This is a genomic window from Exiguobacterium acetylicum (assembly GCF_022170825.1).
Taxonomy (GTDB): domain Bacteria; phylum Bacillota; class Bacilli; order Exiguobacteriales; family Exiguobacteriaceae; genus Exiguobacterium_A; species Exiguobacterium_A acetylicum_B.
This window is the reverse complement of the sequence record NZ_CP081878.1, coordinates 3,057,701-3,075,672: the sequence shown is the minus strand read 5'-3', so window position 1 is coordinate 3,075,672 and position 17,972 is coordinate 3,057,701. Positions and strand designations below refer to the sequence as shown.

The 17,972-nt window shown below is 46.0% G+C and carries 16 protein-coding genes; 9 read left to right on the top strand and 7 right to left on the bottom strand.

The annotated features are described in order from the left end of the window. Positions 1-6 precede the first annotated feature (6 nt). The 3 genes from K6T22_RS16000 to K6T22_RS15990 all read right to left on the bottom strand — a co-directional run bounded on the left by K6T22_RS16000 (position 7) and on the right by K6T22_RS15990 (position 2,416). The gene (locus K6T22_RS16000) at positions 7-939 is read right to left on the bottom strand and encodes an aldo/keto reductase (protein ID WP_238238238.1); all 933 of its coding nucleotides are present in this window, start codon (positions 937-939) and stop codon (positions 7-9) included. Positions 940-952: 13 nt separating this feature from the next. Continuing rightward, the gene (locus K6T22_RS15995) at positions 953-1,843 is read right to left on the bottom strand and encodes an aldo/keto reductase (protein ID WP_238238237.1); all 891 of its coding nucleotides are present in this window, start codon (positions 1,841-1,843) and stop codon (positions 953-955) included. 87 nt (positions 1,844-1,930) lie between these two features. Next, a complete protein-coding gene (locus K6T22_RS15990; protein WP_238238236.1) occupies positions 1,931-2,416 on the bottom strand; it encodes a cupin domain-containing protein in 486 nt (161 codons plus the stop codon). Positions 2,417-2,572: 156 nt separating this feature from the next. On the opposite strand from K6T22_RS15990, the gene K6T22_RS15985 reads away from it, so the two are divergent. The 3 genes from K6T22_RS15985 to K6T22_RS15975 all read left to right on the top strand — a co-directional run bounded on the left by K6T22_RS15985 (position 2,573) and on the right by K6T22_RS15975 (position 5,409). Then, entirely contained in the window at positions 2,573-2,854 is a 282-nt protein-coding gene (locus K6T22_RS15985; RefSeq protein ID WP_029342949.1) for a putative quinol monooxygenase, read from the top strand. Positions 2,855-3,085: 231 nt separating this feature from the next. Then, positions 3,086-4,489: a YfcC family protein gene (locus K6T22_RS15980; RefSeq protein ID WP_238238234.1), complete on the top strand. Its 1,404-nt coding sequence runs from the start codon at positions 3,086-3,088 to the stop codon at positions 4,487-4,489. A 98-nt stretch (positions 4,490-4,587) separates the two neighbouring features. Further along, on the top strand, positions 4,588-5,409 hold the full coding sequence (locus K6T22_RS15975; protein WP_238238233.1) for a DUF1028 domain-containing protein: 822 nt from the start codon (positions 4,588-4,590) through the stop codon (positions 5,407-5,409). A 39-nt stretch (positions 5,410-5,448) separates the two neighbouring features. Here K6T22_RS15975 and K6T22_RS15970 read toward each other — a convergent pair whose 3' ends face one another. Next, positions 5,449-7,086 (bottom strand): glycosyl hydrolase family 28-related protein, encoded by a 1,638-nt coding sequence (locus tag K6T22_RS15970; protein WP_238238231.1) that lies wholly within the window; start codon positions 7,084-7,086, stop codon positions 5,449-5,451. A gap of 138 nt (positions 7,087-7,224) precedes the next feature. Between K6T22_RS15970 and K6T22_RS15965 the strand changes: the two genes are divergently transcribed. From K6T22_RS15965 to K6T22_RS15955, 3 genes are all read left to right on the top strand, one after another. After that, entirely contained in the window at positions 7,225-7,998 is a 774-nt protein-coding gene (locus K6T22_RS15965; RefSeq protein ID WP_238238230.1) for a hypothetical protein, read from the top strand. Between the two features lie 126 nt (positions 7,999-8,124). Next, a complete protein-coding gene (locus K6T22_RS15960; protein WP_238238229.1) occupies positions 8,125-9,108 on the top strand; it encodes a YhdH/YhfP family quinone oxidoreductase in 984 nt (327 codons plus the stop codon). A 67-nt stretch (positions 9,109-9,175) separates the two neighbouring features. Then, positions 9,176-10,042, top strand: coding sequence for an SH3 domain-containing protein (locus K6T22_RS15955; protein WP_238238228.1), 867 nt, complete (start codon positions 9,176-9,178; stop codon positions 10,040-10,042). A gap of 105 nt (positions 10,043-10,147) precedes the next feature. On the opposite strand, the gene K6T22_RS15950 is transcribed toward K6T22_RS15955, so the two are convergent. The 3 genes from K6T22_RS15950 to K6T22_RS15940 all read right to left on the bottom strand — a co-directional run bounded on the left by K6T22_RS15950 (position 10,148) and on the right by K6T22_RS15940 (position 13,754). Further along, entirely contained in the window at positions 10,148-11,644 is a 1,497-nt protein-coding gene (locus K6T22_RS15950; RefSeq protein ID WP_238238227.1) for a M4 family metallopeptidase, read from the bottom strand. A gap of 172 nt (positions 11,645-11,816) precedes the next feature. Further along, positions 11,817-12,248 carry a GyrI-like domain-containing protein gene (locus K6T22_RS15945; RefSeq protein ID WP_238238226.1) on the bottom strand — a complete coding sequence of 144 codons (432 nt, stop codon included), beginning with the start codon at positions 12,246-12,248 and terminating at the stop codon, positions 11,817-11,819. Between the two features lie 18 nt (positions 12,249-12,266). Then, complete coding sequence (locus K6T22_RS15940; RefSeq protein WP_238238225.1) at positions 12,267-13,754, bottom strand: HD domain-containing phosphohydrolase; 1,488 nt, start codon at positions 13,752-13,754, stop codon at positions 12,267-12,269. 254 nt (positions 13,755-14,008) lie between these two features. Between K6T22_RS15940 and K6T22_RS15935 the strand changes: the two genes are divergently transcribed. The 3 genes from K6T22_RS15935 (at position 14,009) to K6T22_RS15925 (ending at position 17,958) form a co-directional block, all read left to right on the top strand. After that, a complete protein-coding gene (locus tag K6T22_RS15935; RefSeq protein WP_238238224.1) occupies positions 14,009-16,399 on the top strand; it encodes an immune inhibitor A domain-containing protein in 2,391 nt (796 codons plus the stop codon). Between the two features lie 274 nt (positions 16,400-16,673). Then, positions 16,674-16,874 (top strand): cold-shock protein, encoded by a 201-nt coding sequence (locus K6T22_RS15930; protein ID WP_023469752.1) that lies wholly within the window; start codon positions 16,674-16,676, stop codon positions 16,872-16,874. A gap of 118 nt (positions 16,875-16,992) precedes the next feature. Continuing rightward, the gene (locus K6T22_RS15925; protein WP_238238223.1) at positions 16,993-17,958 is read left to right on the top strand and encodes a ring-cleaving dioxygenase; all 966 of its coding nucleotides are present in this window, start codon (positions 16,993-16,995) and stop codon (positions 17,956-17,958) included. The last annotated feature ends 14 nt before the right edge of the window (positions 17,959-17,972 follow it).

Here is a 17,972-nt window from a genome sequence, read left to right as displayed (position 1 = left end):
AGCACGTTAGCTAAAAATCTGATCAATTTTTTTGATATCGTTTTGCGACAACTGAACATCTAACGTACGCAACGTATCCGTCACTTGGTCTGGTCGTTTCGCACCCGGAATGATCGCATCGATACCGTCCTGCGCCAAATACCAAGCAAGTACGATGTGTGCGACTTCCGCATTGTGTGCTTCTGCGATCGGGCGAAGTTGATCAACTTTTGCGAGGTTTTGTTCGAAGACATCTTTTTGGAATAACGGATCGTTTTTTCGTAAATCATCAAACGTCGTCTCTTTTGTATATTTCCCTGCCAATAATCCAGCGGCGAGTGGGAAGTAAGGGACGAACGACATACCATTTTCAACGATGTACGGTAAAAGTTCTTTTTCCGCGTCTCGTTTGAATAAATTGTACTCTCCTTGGTAGACATCGACATGTCCATCTTTGTTCGCTTCCTTCAGTTGTTCAAGTGAAAAATTCGAGACACCGATCGCGCGGATCTTTCCTTCTTCTTTCAGTTCAGCGAGTGCAGCAACGGCTTTGTCCTTTGGTGTCGATTCATCTGGAAAATGAATATAATACAAATCGATATAGTCTGTCTGAAGACGTTTTAAACTTTCTTCGACCGATTGACGGAGAAAGTCAGGTGAGTTGTTCATAACGACATTCCCGTCAACGAACTGATGTGCACCTTTCGTCGCGAGGATGACGTCTTCTCGAGCGACCGCGTCGCTCCAGACCTCACCGACGAGTTCCTCCGAACGTTCTGGTCCATAGATGAATGCCGTGTCGAGGAAGTTGATCCCTTGTTTTAAGGCGACACGGACGAGATCACGTCCAGCTTGCTCGTCGAGATTCGGATATAAGTTGTGTCCACCGACGGCATTCGTACCGAGACCGATTGGATGAACGAATAGATTAGATTGACCGAGTTGAACATGTTTTGTCATGAAAATGACCTCCTTAAACGATATCGAGTGGTTCTTTTTGTGTAGGTGCTGGGAACGCTTGATCGAGTGCGTTGAGTTCTTCCTCTGTTAAATTCAAGAGTGCAGCGCGACCATTCGCTTCGACATGATGAGCTTGTCCTGCTTTAGGGATTGCAATGATGTCTCCTTCACGGATGACCCATGCGAGTAGGATCTGTGCTGGTTCAACACCATGCGTCTCAGCAAGTTCCTCGACGGTTGAATGATTCAAGAGTTGATCGCGCAACGAACCACCTTCAGCTAGTGGGCAATACGCCATTACTGGAATACCATGTTCGCGTAGTAACGGTAGCAGTTCATACTCGATTCCACGTGATCCGAGGTGATAGAGTACCTGATTGACAGCACACTGGTCACCGTTTGGCAGTGCCAACAGTTCTTTCATGTCTGATACGTCAAAGTTCGATACACCCCAACGGCGAATCTTGCCCTCTTGTTTTAAGGCTTCCAGTCCTTCAACGGTTTCCTTCAGTGGAATGTCACCTCGCCAGTGCAGGAGATAAAGATCAAGATAGTCGGTACCGAGACGTTCGAGCGTTTCGGAACAAGCCTTCTTTAACGCTTCTCCACCGGCGTGATGAGGGTAGACTTTCGAGACGAGGAAGACTTCTTCGCGTCGATCTGCGATCGCGTCACGAATCAATTCCTCAGAAGCACCTTCCCCATACATCTCTGCCGTATCGATGAGTTCCATCCCACTGTCGAGTCCGACACGGAGTGCTTCGATTTCAGCCTCATGCTTCTCCAACTCTTCCCCCATCCGCCATGTACCTTGTCCGAGTGCCCGAACGTGCGTCTGATCGGGAAACGTCACCGTTTTTTGCTTCAATGCAGCAAGTATCAGCGTCTTTTCTGTTTCGTTCATTGATTTTCCTCCTTTAAGTAGAGAGACAATAGTAGGGTTTACCACGCCAACTGTGAACAAAAACGTCTTCTTCAAGTGAAGGGGGCGTCACCAATGTTCAAACACAGGACCATGATTGCCGAATACAGGATCTTGATTTGGACGCATCACCTGACGAATACGTTGAAGATTTTCCGGGCGTTCACTTGTTTGACCTGTCAGCGTGTCGTAATCTTGACCATCGGGATAGGCACCGATCACCCGAAAGTGTCGACTCGTATCAAGTGCTTTGTGTCCCGTACCTGCAGGAAGTAAGAGAACATCTCCGCTCGTTAAAGTGAACGTCTTACCGAGCGGACCGCCGAGTTGGACGGTCGCATGTCCTTCGAGAATACCGATTACTTCATGCGCGATACTATGATAGTGATGAAAGTCAAAAATGCCATCCACCCAGTTGTTACGCCAGTCATGTGCATGGAAAGTCTGTTCGATCCGTGAGGTTTCTTCAAACGCATGCCGATAAATCAACACGGGGAATGTCGGGTTGTTCGGAATGTGCCCGTCATCCTCAAAATAAAATACCTCAACGCGCATCTTCGTTGCTCCTTTCTTTGATGTGGCACAAAGTAATAATTACCTCTGTAATTACCCGTAATTAAATATCATCAATCGTCCGAGCATCTTTATGGCGTAACGAATTCGGAGGTGCTAAGATGCTTAAGTTAACGAAATTACAAAGGAGGCTTTCCGATGATCGCCATCGAAGCAAAATTAGAAGTACAACCCGCAAAACGAGAAGAATTTTTAGAAGCAACTAAAACACTAGTGGCAGGATCACGTGCTGAAGCAGGTAACATCAGCTATGACTTGTTCCAAAGCACAGAAGACGAAAATGTCTTCATGATGATTGAAAAATGGGAAGATCAAGCTGCAATCGAAGCACACAACACAAGTGCTCATTTCGGACAATTCGTTGCATTTGCTCAAACGGCTCTTGCTAAACCGTTAGACGTTCAATCGTTCCAAGCATAATCATAAAAGATTGACGTAACATATAAGGAAGGTATTCTGGGTTCGTGACCTAGAGTATCTTCCTTTTTTGTTTCACACGATATGATCGTTCAGAACATCCATTTTTAACGAGACTTTAAGCTAGAAGCATTCCACTTTTCTTTTACAATCCTATGACATTTCATCAAAAATGTTAGTTTCTCCCTGATTAGGGCATTATTCTGATAAAGACACAAAAAGGAGGCTTTTATCATGAATGAACGAACGAATGCACCAGGGTCGAAGCGATCATTCTTCAAGATGCCTCATACATATGCCATCATCATGGCAATTCTCATCATCTCAGTCATCTTGACGTATACGCTCCCCGCAGGACAATTTGATCGTGAAAAGCAAGACGGACAGACTGTCGTCATCGATGGTACGTATCGCGCGGTAGAATCTGCACCGGTCAATCTCTTTGGTTTATTCGAAGCAATCCCGCAAGGAATGGAAGCAGGCGCTGCAATCATCTTTTATATTTTCTTAGTCGGTGGTGTCTTTGGAATCATTCGTCAAACAGGTGCCATTGAAGCAGGGATCAATCAATTGATACGCCGGTTTGGTCAAAAAGGACACATCATGATTCCGATGACAATGTTCGTTTTCTCAATTGCCGGGGCGACGATCGGTATGGCAGAAGAAACGATCATCTTCGTACCGATTGGGATCATGCTCGCGCGGGCGCTCGGTTATGACGCGATGACAGGAGCCGCGATCGTCAGTTTAGGAGCGGCCGTTGGTTTTGCCGGCGGGATGTTGAATCCATTTACGGTAGGTGTTGCTCAATCGATTGCTGAAGTTCCACTCTTTAGCGGTCTCGGTTATCGAACCGCTGTCTATGTCGTCTTTTTAATCGTAACGATTCTTTATGTCATGAATTACGCAAGGAAAGTCAAACATGATCCAACGCGCAGTTTAGTTCATGATCTTGAACAAAGTCGTACGGAAGAAGCAGCGACGACGATTTCAAGCTTTTCGAAACGTCATGCCTTCGTCTTACTCGTTCTAATCGGTGGTATCACACTCAATGTCATCGGAATTTTCGAGTGGGGTTGGTATTTGACAGAACTGACAGCATCCTTCCTCATCATCGGGATGGTAGCAGGAATCGTCACACTAGGTGTGAACGGGACATTTGAGAGTTTGATTGACGGTGCAAAAGCGGTAACGTTCGGTGCATTGATCGTTGGATTTGCTCGTGCGATCGTCGTCATTCTCGAAGAAGGACGTGTCATTGATACGGTCATTTACGGCTTATCGAATGCCGTAGGACACTTGCCGACGTTCTTCGCCGTCATCGGGATGTACGCTGTACAGCTAATTACGAACTTCTTCATTCCATCTGGGAGTGGACAAGCGGCGACGACGATGCCGATCATGGCACCATTGTCGGATTTATTAGGGATTGAGCGTCAAGTGGCTGTCTTAGCGTTTCAATATGGAGATGGACTGACGAATATGATTTTTCCGACGAGTGCGCATTTAATGGCGTTTCTCGCGATTGCAGGAATTCCTTATGAAAAATGGCTTCGTTTCGTCTGGAAGCTTTTCGCGATTTGGATTGCCTTAGCATGCGCTGCCCTATTACTTGCCGTAACGCTTGGTATTCAATGAAGTTGGCCTTCCGGACAGACGTCCGGAAGGTTTTTTCGTTGCAGGAATCGGGAAGCGTTATCACGAACGGATAGAGAATGACTAAAGGGGGAACTGAAGTGACATATTCAATCGTCGGTTATTGTGAAAAAGAACAAGCGTGGGGTGTTGCCGTTCAGTCGAAATTTTTAGCGGTCGGGAGTGCTGTGCCGTTTGCGAAGGCGGGAGTAGGTGCTGTCGCGACACAATCGTTTGCAAACACGACGTATGGTCCAGAAGGGTTACGGATGATCGAACAAGGTGCTTCAGCGGATGAAGTATTACGTCGATTGACGGAAGCAGACGAAGGGCGAGCAGATCGTCAAGTCGGGATCATCGATGCTACTGGAAAGAGTGCGACATTCACGGGAGAAGGATGTAATGACTGGGCAGGTGGTATCGCCGGAAAACATTTTGCAGCGCAAGGTAATATCCTCGTAGACGGCAATACGGTCAAAGAGATGGCACGCGTCTTTGAATCGACGCAAGGTCCGCTAGCAGAACGGTTATTGCGTTCGTTAGCAGCTGGTCAAGCAGCAGGTGGTGATTCACGCGGAATGCAATCAGCAGCACTGCTCGTCGTCAAGGAAGGTGGCGGATACGGCGGCTTCAACGACCGCTATATTGACTTACGTGTTGACGATCATCCGAGTCCAATTGAAGAACTCGAACGCATCTATCAACTGCATACGCTCTATCTACAACCGAGTAAACCAGAAGAAATCAAGCCAATTGATGATGCGCTTGAGTCAGAGTTGATGGATAAATTATTAGCTCTTGGTTATCGCGGTGATTTTGCAGACGCGTTCCGGACGTATCTGCATACGGAAAATTTCGAGATGCGTGAACAAGCAGATCGTTCGATTGATACACGTGTTCTTGCCTATATCCGATCACAATGAAAATGACAGGATGGACTGCGGTCCATCCTGTCATTTTATTTATGCTTGCGTCGACTTGGCGCGAATCGGCACTTTAAATCCGGTCGCGATGAAGCGTTCCATCTCCGGTTCCGATTTGGCATTCAAGCCAACTGTCCCGTCTCCTTTTAGTGCCACGTTCGTCAACTTGACGCGAGTGATATCAGGACCAATCGTAATCCCATGTTTGGCAGAATCCTCGATTCGAATATCACGAAGGCGCACATCCTCGGCACCGTTTTCTCCGCCAAAAATTTGGATATCCGTTTTGGCTTGTCGGAATCCGCTCATTTTCAACTGACTGATCGTGACGTTTCGGGCTTTATATTGAATTCCGATCATTGGTTGTTCTTGGTAGTCGTAGTACGGATCACCAAGTACCGTAAAATCATGAATGACGACATTTCGATACGCCGAAACGACGAGTGCACGCGGTTTTGAATTTGCGTATAACTCCGTATATTGAGGTGTCTGAGCGATCAAGCGTGTTGCAATGATATTGTAAGCCGTCTGAGACGTCGGATCGCTTGCTTGATGATGTCCGATGTGACGGAAGTTAAAAGCACGATGATCATCAATCGATAGATGACCGACGATTTTAACGGTCGAAGCAGCAGAAGAGGTCGCATGTGCCTTGATTTCCAGTCCGCCGAAGCAACGGCTTGTTGCGTTATTGAATAACCAGACGTCACGCGACCCATCATCAATTTCAATACCATTTGAATTCGAGAACCCTTCTGCATGAGCACGTCCACTTGGATCATGCATGAAGCAGTTCGAAATGAAGAGGTGATCACTATGATGCGTCGTAATCCCGTCGTCTCCAAATCCAGAACCGGTCAATCCGTCGAACCAGATGAATGAACTACTTAAGTTCGCTCGAGCACCGTCCCCGTTGTAATTGTAATACGGTGTCGAGATATCAAAACAGTGAAGTCCTGGGTTGATGGCTTCGACATCAAAGACCCAGCCATAGGTGACATGTGCGTAGGTGAGGCAGCTGGAGTGATTCCCCCATGTACTACTTTTCTTCGCGTCACCGATTCGTTTGATATTCCAGTCAAGCGTCATTTTCTCGACGAGCAGGTGATGATTGCCGAGGAGATAATTTTGGTTCGTCACGAGACGACGGCCTTTCGGTGCCTCATCATGCATCTTTAAAATCGTCTTCCCTTTGCCGGCTCCCGTTAAGATCGTGTAACTAGGTAAGCGAATCCCTCGAACGATGTACGTACCGGCTGGGACATGGACTTGTCGATGTCCATCGCCGAGTGCGTCGATGAACGCTTGGGTATCGTCTGTTTGTCCATCACCGACTGCGCCAAAGCCAGTGACATCAACGATTTCGACTTCGCTAATCAAGCGTTCGAACTCATGATTGAGCCGACCGAACCAACTTGGACGAATCTCATCGCGTGGCGTCACGAAGGCCGGTGTCAGCGGTAGAATATATTTATCACGATTCGTCAAAAATAACGGTGAAATTATCGAACGAAGTGTCCGACTAAGATTAGGATCACGTCTTGGTGCGACGAATGCACTATCGTGTAGCAGTTGTTCCGCTTGTCGAACAGCTTGTTCATTGGTTGACGTTTCAACGTATTCCTGAATCAACGCCGCATTTTGATACGGATCATGCGTGTGATCGAGTTTTAACATGAAATGGTTCCCCTCTCTGAATAGGTCTGTCTACCTTTTCCCCTCTCTTTGGACAATCATTCCTCGTTTCACGACATCCATAAAAATACACAAAAAAATTTTAAATGGATTATAATGGATTTTAAGGGGGGTCTTCTGATGTCACTTCGCAAACGACTTGTAATTGGTATCGGACTGATTTTGCTGATCTTAGGGATCAGTAAGCCGCTGACGGAAGAGGCTATTCAAGCATTGAAGCCAAAAGCGGTTCAAATGTCTACGATCGAAACGAATGGATCGTGTAAACCGAACTGCAATAGAAACGGTAAGCTGTTACATATTCCGTTTCTTTCGTGGTGGCCTAAAAAGCAGATGAAGAATGATGAAGATCTACGTGTTTGGGACACGAATCAAAAGCCGAAGAAGCAGAAAGACCTCAAACCGAAAAAGAAAAAGAATAAGGTCATCACTGTAGGAATTAAAAACGCCGAGCGAGGTACGAACGAAAAAGGGGGATCGTCCTCATCGATGTTACTGATGAGCCTGCTTGTTTTACCTCTAGTCATAATAGGCTATATCGTTTGGGGGAAACGTCGAAAGACCAAGAAACAGGACGAGGAATCGATACGAGCTGACATCCCGTTACAGCCTTTAGCCAACGACTTTGTTTTAACTGAGAATCCGGTCGAGCTACCAGATGCCTGGATTCGCAAACAACTCATCCAGTTCAATCACATACTCCCGACCCGCTCACGGCGACATGATACAGAAACACTTCAGGAATGGTGCCTGCGGATCGGATTCCAACCTTCACATATCCTAACAAGAGCCTACCTCTTAGAGCGCTACACAGACCGAACTACTACGATATCGGAGATGGACAAGCAAACGATCCAGAGAGAATTCAGAGCCTTCGTCCATCAGTTCGACTGACACCTAAAGAAATTAAATGTTTTTCGTATCCTCATGCCCTGCCTTTTCCTCGGAAAGGGTAGGGATTTTTAGTGTGTCGATGGAAACAACAGGGTATAGAGAAGCACAAGAGAAAGGAGAGAAATCATGGAACACACTTTTTCAGCATTCGTCGTACGAGAAGTAGACGGATCGTATGAGGGAACAATCGAGACAAAACATGTCGATGATTTACCGGAGGGAGACGTCCTGATTCGTGTCACGTACTCATGCGTCAACTATAAGGATGCTTTATCGATGTCGGGTAATCGAGGAGTGACGAAATCCTATCCGCATACACCAGGCGTTGATGCAGCAGGATACATCGAGCAGACGACAGATGAGCGTTTTCAAACGGGTCAAGCTGTCGTCGTCAATGGTTTTGATTTCGGAATGAACACCTCTGGAGGGTTTCAAGAATACATACGTGTGCCAGCCGAGTGGGTGACGCCACTCCCGGAATCCATTCGTCCGTTAGAAGCGATGCGACACGGTACAGCAGGATTGACGGCGGCACAATCGGTCGATGAGTTGTCACGGATCGTTTCAAAAGATGCAGGACCAATTCTTGTAACGGGAGCGACGGGTGGCGTCGGAACGATTGCGATTGCTTTACTGATTCGCTTGGGGTACACGGTACATGCAGTAACCGGTAAACGAACCGAACAAGACCGATTGCTTGAAAAAGGTGTGGCTGAGGTACTAGACCGCACTACGTTCCTAGAAGAAACCGATCGTCCTCTAAAGAAGGGACTTTATGCCGGTGTGATTGATACGGTAGGTGGTCCATTACTCGCATCCGTCATTCGCTTCGTACAATATGGTGGTGTTGTGACGACATGTGGAAACGTCGGTGGGGCAGAGATGACGTTGACCGTCTATCCCTTCATCCTGCGTGGCGTTCGATTGATTGGAATCGATGCGGTCCAAACACCGATTGCGTATCGAGAGGCGTTATGGCAACGTTTAGCGAACGAGTGGCAAGTCGACCTTGCGCCAGAAGTCGACGTCAAAACACTGAACGATTTACCAGAAATCGCAGAAGCCTTGCTGACTTCTCGTCATCGTGGTCGAACTGTCATCGAAATTTAAATATTTCGAGTAAACATTGGTGGTATAGTGGGGAAAAACTGTGTCGACTTTTCAGGAGGAACCATACATGAGTGAACACCAACAAGAACAAGAACGACAGTCTCGTCAAGAAAGACGGAAACAGAAACGTAATCGTCGAGGGATTGCTTTCGGCGGTATTCTAGCGACGGTATTCATCGTCGGTGGTTGGTTGTATATGTTGACGAATAACGACGCTTCTCAAGCGACATCCACGCTTGAAAAGCCGAAAACGACGGATCAAGCAACGAAAAACGATGAGTCGAAAAAAGAAACAGCAGCGTCGAAAGATAAAAAAGAAGCGAAAACAGAAAAGAAGAAAACAAAGAAGAAAGCAGCAGAGTATGCGCAAGCGGCTTGGGTGACGCGTCCGTTCGCGAATGTCTACAGCGATGCAAGTCGTAGTAGTGTCATCTACAAAGCGGATTTAGGTGATGTTTATGAGGTATTAGATGCAAAAGATGGCATGGTTCATCTCAAGCTCAATGACAGCATTGAAGGGTACTTACCGGAAAGTGATGTTCGTTTGGAAGCGCCACAAGGGACGTCAGATAAAGCTGTCCTTTCAGCACTCTCACAAGCTGTCGCCAACCAACCGATCGACAAGCCGGAGCAGTATCTCGGAAAACCGATTGCTGAATTCGAAGCGAAATACGGTGCTGTCGGGAATACACAGCAAGATGCCGTCAATACGTATTACTTCTCAAATTCCGGATATCTGCTCGTCGTTTCAGACGGAATCATTGAAGCGATCGACTGGACGAATGCTTCGACTGGTGGATTATCGACACTTGGTGAACCCGTCGTCGATACGAGCTACGGAACATGGTACGAGGGAGAATCCTTACAATTAAAAGTGTTCCCGGATAACGGAAAGATGCGTCTGCGTCTTGCTCGTGATCCTGGTCAAGAATGAAGGAAAGACGGATTCGCTTGAAGCGAATTCGTCTTTTTTGCACAAAAAACCTCCCGAGTCCGACACTCGGGAGGAAGTATGAAAATCCTTTGGGAGGAGATTTTCTTAGTAGACGCCTACAGCATCAAATGATTTCGCTGCAGCTGTTGCTTCTGCACTTGTTGAACCGTAAAGGTCTTTCGCCGATTGAACGACTGCTGCACGGAGTGAGCTGAAGTTCGAGTTCGGAGTCAAGTACACGTTAAGGGCACGGTAGTAGATCGCACCGAGTTTCGGTACACCGATTCCTGTGACAGATACGTTGTAGAACGTTCCACCGTTACCGAGGAGGTAAGCAGCTTTGTTGATGATACCAGAGTTGATATGGACACCACCGTTATCTTGTGTTCCTGTGTAGCGTTTTGAGTAGTGATCAGGATCACCGTAAGCAGCTGGGTTCGACATCGAACGGAGTGCGTCACCGCTGACTCCTGGTGTATAGATGTCTTCTCCTACGAGCCAGTCGAAGTTCGATCCGACTGTGTATTCAGCTACTGTACCCATGATATCTGAGACTGCTTCGTTGATTGCACCTGATTCGTTTTGGTAAACGAGACCAGCTGTGTATTCCGTGACAGCGTGTGTCAATTCGTGAGCGACGACGTCAAGTGCGCCTGAGAGTGCGACGAATGTCGTGCCATCTCCGTCACCATAGACCATCTTCGTTCCATCCCAGAATGCATTGTTGTAGTTCGTTGAATAGTGAACCGTTGAGTTCAGGCGCGCACCGGCATTATCAAAGCTGTTACGGCCGTATGTGTTCTTATAGAAATCATATGTTTTTGAAGCGTTGACGTGTGCACTGACAGCAGCGCGGTCATATGTCGCGTTGAAGACGTTATCTGCATCTGCCCAGAGTGTTCCAGGGAGTGATGTCCGGTTTTTCGCGTCATAAGTGTAAACACCTTTTCCGCGCGTCGTATCTTGAAGATAGTATTTCCCAGCACTCAACGTCGTGTTGAATGTTGCGCTTGTGCCAAGTACTGTCGTACCTGTTGCGTGAGCGAGTTGGTTGAACTTGTTAAGTACTTTACCAGAGTTTGCATCGATGAAGTATGTCCAACGTGATGGCTCTTTGCCAGCGAGGACCGTCGATGTGACTTTGTATGCATAGACAGCATCATCTTTTACTGGATAGATGACGAGTTCTGCTTTTGGAGCGACTTCGAATTCAGAAGCCTTGATTGCTTTTTGATAAAGTTTGATGGCTTTCTTTTCAGAGAGCGTTGCTTTTTTCGCGAGACCTGGTTTTCCTTTGACGTTGATCGCATCGTTTACGACTGCTTTCAAAGTACCGTCTTTCGCGACGTTCCCGACGACGACACTACCAAAGACAGGGACGCCATCCACTTCTTGTTGGAGACGTACGATCTGTGAAGATCCGTCTTTTTCGACGTTCTGAACAGCAAAGTCACCTTTTTTGTTCACGAAATCTTTAACAATCGTTGCAGCTGGTTCTGACGAAGCTTTTGTGAGCTTACCAGACTGAAGACCTTCAGCACCTACGACCGTAGGAACGACAAGTACACTTGCGACAAGCGATGTAGCGAGAAACTTTTTCAAAATAAATCGCCTCCTTGTTTGGGTTGAGTCTAACTATGCCAAAGAATCAGGAAAGCGAGAATAAGTCATTCGAATTAAATAGAATTTTCTGAATATAGTCCGTAGTACCTGGACTGAATTATTAAGTGTGAAAGATATTTAAACACAAAAAAGAACCATTCAAGAGAATGGTTCAGCGAATCCGTTGGTAGAGATGGTGGACGTCATCTCGTGTCTCATCAATTTTAAAGTCATGTGGATCGAGTTCAATTCCTTGTTTTGAAGCAAAGCGTTGAATTTTCTCGAACGATTTCCAAATTTCGATATCCGGTCCTTCGTGCTTCCAGAAGACATAACGCGCAGCAGGAATCCGATGCCCTTTCATACCTTTAGGAATCTGCTCGAGCGACGAGACGGGATACCCGACACATTGCGAATATTTGGTTCCATGTCGTTCAAGCGAGATATCGAGCGGATAGCTGTCCAGCTTTGCAGGGATCTCATGCGAACGTCTTGAAAATTCACGCCAGAGTTCTGGCATCAAAGTATGCAACTCGTTCTCTTCACACGTCAGTCCAAGTCCAACAAAATAAAATTCATGGCGTTCAACGATTTTTGGATGCATCAGAAACTCCCTTCCTTCTTATGACACGTCCTCGACGGGCGAACGCTTCAAATCTAGAAATAGACGCGTAAAGGTGGCGTCCCATTGTGTACCCATACCTTCTTCTAAAATCGATAAGGCTTTTTCTGCGGACATTCCCTTACGATAAGGACGGTCGGATGTCATCGCATCATAGGCGTCAGCAATCGCCATGATTCGACCGAAGAGTGGAATGTCCTCTCCTATAAGACCTTCCGGATACCCCTTTCCGTCGTAACGTTCGTGATGGTACTTTACCCCAGGAAGAATCGGTTGTAACGTCTTTGGAAGCTGAACTTGCGATAGAATGTGCACACCGATAACCGGATGTTGCTGAATGGCATGAAATTCTTCGTCTGTGAGACGTCCTTCTTTCAATAATACATCGTCTCGAATCCCAATTTTTCCGATGTCATGTAACAGCGCGGATTTACGTAACAGTTCGATTTGTTCAGTCGGTAGATTGGCAGCGGTAGCGATTTCGACTGAATAGGCAGCGACACGAACGGAATGACCGGCTGTGTAAGGATCACGGGCATCTAGTGTCGCAGCAAACAAGGTGAACAAACTATCGAGTAACTGTTCGTTTTCCGCATCACGCTTTTTGATACCTTCCATCATCAAGTTGAAACCAGAAACGAGGTGGGAGAACTCGTCCGAATACGGATTCGGTAACGAGACGAGTCGATTACTTTCGACATCTTGAATCCCTTGTTGCAGGGTGGCGATCGGTTTGCGAATATTTTCATAGAGAAGAAGACTACAAAACGTCGCAACGGATAAGATGACGATTAAAATGAGTGTCGCCCAACTCCAGTAAGAGCGAAGGCTCTCATTTTCCGTTAACTGGACAGCTGAGGCGAGAACGAACAGCATGACGGGAAAAACACCGATGATCAGTGTACTGATCAGCATTTTTTGCTTTAGTGTGACGACCGTCGTTTTTTTAGGAAAATCAAATCCATGTTCAAATGCATAGTTTTCTAAAGTGAGTAGCATACGTTCGGTAACACGATAAGTAAGAAAAAACTCAATCAAAGCATGAAGGATGGCGACGAGGACCGCACCAAAACAAGCAAGACCAATTAAATAGTAAGGCATCTGTAACCACCCTTGAGAGATCGCCAGGGCTGTCAGAAGTGAAGCGGGAACGGAAAGACCTAAAAAGTGTGGTCCCATGATGCGCTTTACAGTCAATACCGGAAAACGATGTGTCGTTTGATAGGCCTCTTGAAACGAGACGAGAGAAGAAATATCGTTTTTGAAAAAGCGGCGTAAGGAAGCGACATGTCGGGAGTAGAGCATGTATTCCAGTGAAAACATCAGGCTGACGGACGTAGCCATGATACCGATTAAAATCAATTGTTCTATTCCGGTGAAGGTAAGCGTCTCGAAAATAAATAGGCAACCGACGCCGAAGACAGCGACGAATGAACCAATCAGGTAGTTTCTAAGTAAATGACGTTCAAAATGTTGTAAAGGGCTCATTGGATCCTCCTTATGGTAATCAGAGTGCCTTCAGCGTACCGTTTTCTAAAATGAGAGAAGCGTATTTTTTTGAAAAAGAGGTGAAAGAATCCTTTGAAAATCATTTAAAATTACTACCTAAAAATAGGTATGGTTACAAAGCACTAATTGTCTTAAAAGCAATTGATTAACGAAATAAAATAATCTATGATTTGAATATTCAGAAAAGTATAGTAATCACATGCTTTTCACTACTACATAGGGGGTCAATTCACGTGGGAAAAAAGAAACAGCTTAGCCTAGCCGTTCTATCTGGAATTACGGCAGCTGCATTTGCTGTTGGTCCGGTCTTACCTGGTGGGCAGGTAACATCGGTACAAGCAGCAGAAAAAGTAGCACCTGGTGCACCGATGGACTTGAACACGGTCGATCAGGATCGATTAGCAAAAGTGCTTGAAAAACGTGGGGTCATCTCAAAAGCAGCTTCAGCAGAAGCAAAACAAAAAGCCGTTCAAAAGTATCTAGATAAAAAGGCGAACGGAAAACCGGCCGTCGATCATGATCACGATCATGAATCAAGTAAAGAAGCAGCGTTTGATAAGAAAACAAAAGACTTCTTAACAAAACAAAAGGAACAACTTGCTAAACAATTGAAGAAAAAACACGACAACTACAAAAAAGGCAATCCGAACGGCTTCGTCAAAGTTGATAAAGCAAAACAGGCAGCCTATAACGGTGCGACACGGACGGATAAAGTCCTCGTCCTTCTCGTCGAGTACAGCGACTTCAAGCACAATAATGTCGTTCAAGAGCCTGGATATATGTATTCGGATGACTTCAACCAGAAACATTATCAAGATTTAATGTTTGGTGATCAAGAGTTCGAACTCTTCAACGGAGACAAAGTAAAAACGTTCAAACAGTTCTATGAAGAACAATCAGGTGGTAGTTATTCAGTCGATGGTACGGTGTCCAATTGGTTGACTGTTCCTGGAACAGCAAAAGATTATGGTTCGGATAATCCTGCAGGTGGGAATGATAACCTTCCTGGAGCAAAAGGTCCACGTGGTCTCGTCAAGGATTCACTGAATGCAGCTGTTAAATCTGGTATCAACTTAGCAGACTACGATAAGTTCGACCAGTACGATATGGATGGCGACGGCGACTTAAATGAACCCGATGGTCTCGTTGATCACTTGATGATCATTCACGCAGGTACAGGACAAGAAGCAGGCGGCGGAACGCTCGGCGACGATGCAATCTGGTCACACCGCTGGACACTTGGTAGCGTATATCCTGTAGCGGATACGACAGCAAGCGTCAACTACTGGGGCGGAAAAATGGCTGCTTATGATTACACAGTTCAACCAGAAGATGGCGCGGTCGGTGTCTTCGCGCACGAATTTGGTCATGATCTAGGACTTCCTGATGAGTACGATACACAGTATACAGGTCAAGGTGAACCGGTCGCTTCATGGTCGATCATGAGTGGTGGTAGCTGGAATGGTAACATCGCCGGAACAGAGCCGACAAGTTTCTCGCCACAAAACAAAGAGTTCTTCCAAAATGTGATGGGTGGAAACTGGGCGAACATCCAACAGATTGATTTTGATTCACTCACTAAGGCAGGAACGGCATCGTACCTCGACCAAAGTGTTACGAAATCAAAAAATCCAGGAATCATTAAAGTCAATTTACCGAAAAAACCGGTAAAAGGTATCACACCGGCTTACGGTAAAAAGTATTACTACAGTACAAAAGGTGACGATCTTCATACGTCGATGACATCACCAGAGTTTGATTTGACGAATGCAAAAGAAGCGAAGTTCGACTTCAAAGCTTACTATGATGTGGAATTCGATTACGATTATTTGACGGTCACAGCTACTGCTGACGGTCAATCAAAAGTTATCGATAAAATCGGTGATCAAGATACAGATGGCGATCAACGTGCTGAATCGACAAAAGGAGCATGGGTCGACAAATCATATGACCTCAGCGAATTTGCTGGTAAAAAAGTCACGTTGAAATTTGAATACGTGACAGATGGTGGACTTGCACTAGACGGATTTGCACTTGATAACGCGAAGTTGACAGTTGACGGTAAAGTCGTCTTTGAAGATGATGCAGAGGGTACTCCTAAGTTCACTCTTGATGGTTTCGTTGCTTCAGATGGCTTCTCTTACGCCGATAACGCGTACTACCTCGAATGGCGTAACTATGCAGGCTCGGATAAAGCACTCGAGCATGCACGCGGCGTCAAATACAACACAGGTCTTGTCGTCTGGTATGGCGATTCAAGCTTCAACGATAACTGGGTTGGCGAACACCCAGGTGAAGGATTCCTTGGAGTCGTAGACTCACATCCTGAAGCAATCGTTGGAACACTTAACGGTAAGCCGGTCACGACAGGAAGCACACGTTACCAGATCGCAGATGCTGCGTTCAGCTACGATAAAGCACCTGCATGGCTCATCGATTCGCCATCACGTGGACTCTACGACTATAAAGGTCTTCCAGGTGTGACGAAGTTTGATGATTCGAAATCGTACATCAACCAGTTGATTCCGGACGCAGGTAAATTGCTTCCGAACAATGGGCTGAAGATTCAAGTCATCGGTGAAGCGAAAGATAACTCTGCTGGAGCAGTCTGGATCCACCGTTAAAAACAGAAGAACAGGTTCAGTTTCGACTGAACCTGTTTTTTATTTTAGTTATGTAGAAGAAGTGGAATCAATTGGAAAAACATTGGTCTGACAACTTGACTTTTAAAGCGCATCCATTCTATACTTACGTTAGCTTAATATTGTTATTGTCATTACGGATTCACATCGTGTCACGAACAATCTTTTCGTTGCTCCATGTATTTCGGGACAATAATGAATTCTTTTCATATGCTCAGCATATGTATTAAGTAATTTATTTTTGGAGGTTGTTCCCATGAACACAGGTAAAGTAAAATGGTTTAACGCAGAAAAAGGTTTCGGTTTCATCGAAGTTGAAGGCGGAGAAGACGTATTCGTACATTTCTCAGCAATCACTGGTGAAGGCTTCAAAACTCTTGACGAAGGTCAAGAAGTTGAGTTCGAAATCACTGAAGGCGCACGTGGAGCACAAGCTGCTAACGTCGTAAAACTTTAATTTCAACTATTCAATCGTCCCTTTTCGGAGGGACGGTTTTTTATTTGTTAAATATCTTGAATTCAAGATATTTGTACGATATACTTCAATTACCAAATCCTTTACAGGGGTGACGAAGATGGAACTACTCGGAATTCATCATGTATCGATCTTAACAGGCATGGCAGAACGCAATTATCAATTTTATACGCAAGTACTCGGGATGCGTTTGATCAAAAAGACCGTCAATCAGGATGATACAACGTCGTATCATTTGTTTTATGGCGATGCGGAAGGGAATCCTGGAACCGATTTAACGTTCTTCGATATTCCGCATCTTGGAACGGGCGTACCGGGAGCATCGAGTATCTCTTCGACATCGCTTCGTGTCAAAACGACGGCTGCACTTCATTTTTGGAAACAACGTTTTGAAGCGAAATGTGTGGATCACGATGAAATCGTCGAGCGAGCAGGACGTCGAACACTCGCCTTTCGTGATCAGGAAGGAACACGTCTGATTCTCGTCGCGGAAGATGGTGAGGCGGGTGTCGCAGGTGGTGTACCGTGGCCGCAAGAAGAGATTCCGTCTGAGCACGCAATCGTTGGACTTGGAGCTGTCACATTGACGGTCAACGATCCGACGCTGACCGTCCGTGTACTGACAGAAGTCATGGGCTTCCGAAAAGTCGGCACGTATCCATCGTTAGCGGGTGAGTTTGCACCGATTGAAGTCTATGCAACGGGAGAAGGAGGTATCGGAGCAGAGGTTCATATTGAGGTACGTCCAGATCTCGACCGAGAACGTCTAGGTCGTGGTGGTGTGCATCACGTCGCCTTCCGTGTACCGAATAGCGACGAGTATGAGAAATGGGTTGAACGTCTGAATGCCTATTACTTACCGAACTCTGGAAAAGTTGATCGTCATTATTTCCAAGCCCTTTACTTCCGGGAACCGAATCATATTTTATTTGAACTTTCGACAGATACACCGGGATTCGCGACAGATGAGTCGGTTGAAACGTTAGGGGAGACACTTGCATTACCACCGTTTCTTGAGCCAAAACGAGCCGCCATCGAAGCACGGTTGCGACCACTTGAAATCTGACAATCCTGTGACAC

Bases quoted from the DNA above. Each gene is read 5' to 3' on its own strand.
- K6T22_RS16000 (WP_238238238.1), bottom strand. From the start codon at position 939: ATGACAAAACATGTTCAACTCGGTCAATCTAATCTATTCGTTCATCCA.
- K6T22_RS15995 (WP_238238237.1), bottom strand. From the start codon at position 1,843: ATGAACGAAACAGAAAAGACGCTGATACTTGCTGCATTGAAGCAAAAA.
- K6T22_RS15990 (WP_238238236.1), bottom strand. From the start codon at position 2,416: ATGCGCGTTGAGGTATTTTATTTTGAGGATGACGGGCACATTCCGAAC.
- K6T22_RS15985 (WP_029342949.1), top strand. From the start codon at position 2,573: ATGATCGCCATCGAAGCAAAATTAGAAGTACAACCCGCAAAACGAGAA.
- K6T22_RS15980 (WP_238238234.1), top strand. From the start codon at position 3,086: ATGAATGAACGAACGAATGCACCAGGGTCGAAGCGATCATTCTTCAAG.
- K6T22_RS15970 (WP_238238231.1), bottom strand. From the start codon at position 7,086: ATGTTAAAACTCGATCACACGCATGATCCGTATCAAAATGCGGCGTTG.
- K6T22_RS15965 (WP_238238230.1), top strand. From the start codon at position 7,225: ATGTCACTTCGCAAACGACTTGTAATTGGTATCGGACTGATTTTGCTG.
- K6T22_RS15960 (WP_238238229.1), top strand. From the start codon at position 8,125: ATGGAACACACTTTTTCAGCATTCGTCGTACGAGAAGTAGACGGATCG.
- K6T22_RS15955 (WP_238238228.1), top strand. From the start codon at position 9,176: ATGAGTGAACACCAACAAGAACAAGAACGACAGTCTCGTCAAGAAAGA.
- K6T22_RS15945 (WP_238238226.1), bottom strand. From the start codon at position 12,248: ATGCATCCAAAAATCGTTGAACGCCATGAATTTTATTTTGTTGGACTT.
- K6T22_RS15940 (WP_238238225.1), bottom strand. From the start codon at position 13,754: ATGAGCCCTTTACAACATTTTGAACGTCATTTACTTAGAAACTACCTG.
- K6T22_RS15930 (WP_023469752.1), top strand. From the start codon at position 16,674: ATGAACACAGGTAAAGTAAAATGGTTTAACGCAGAAAAAGGTTTCGGT.
- K6T22_RS15925 (WP_238238223.1), top strand. From the start codon at position 16,993: ATGGAACTACTCGGAATTCATCATGTATCGATCTTAACAGGCATGGCA.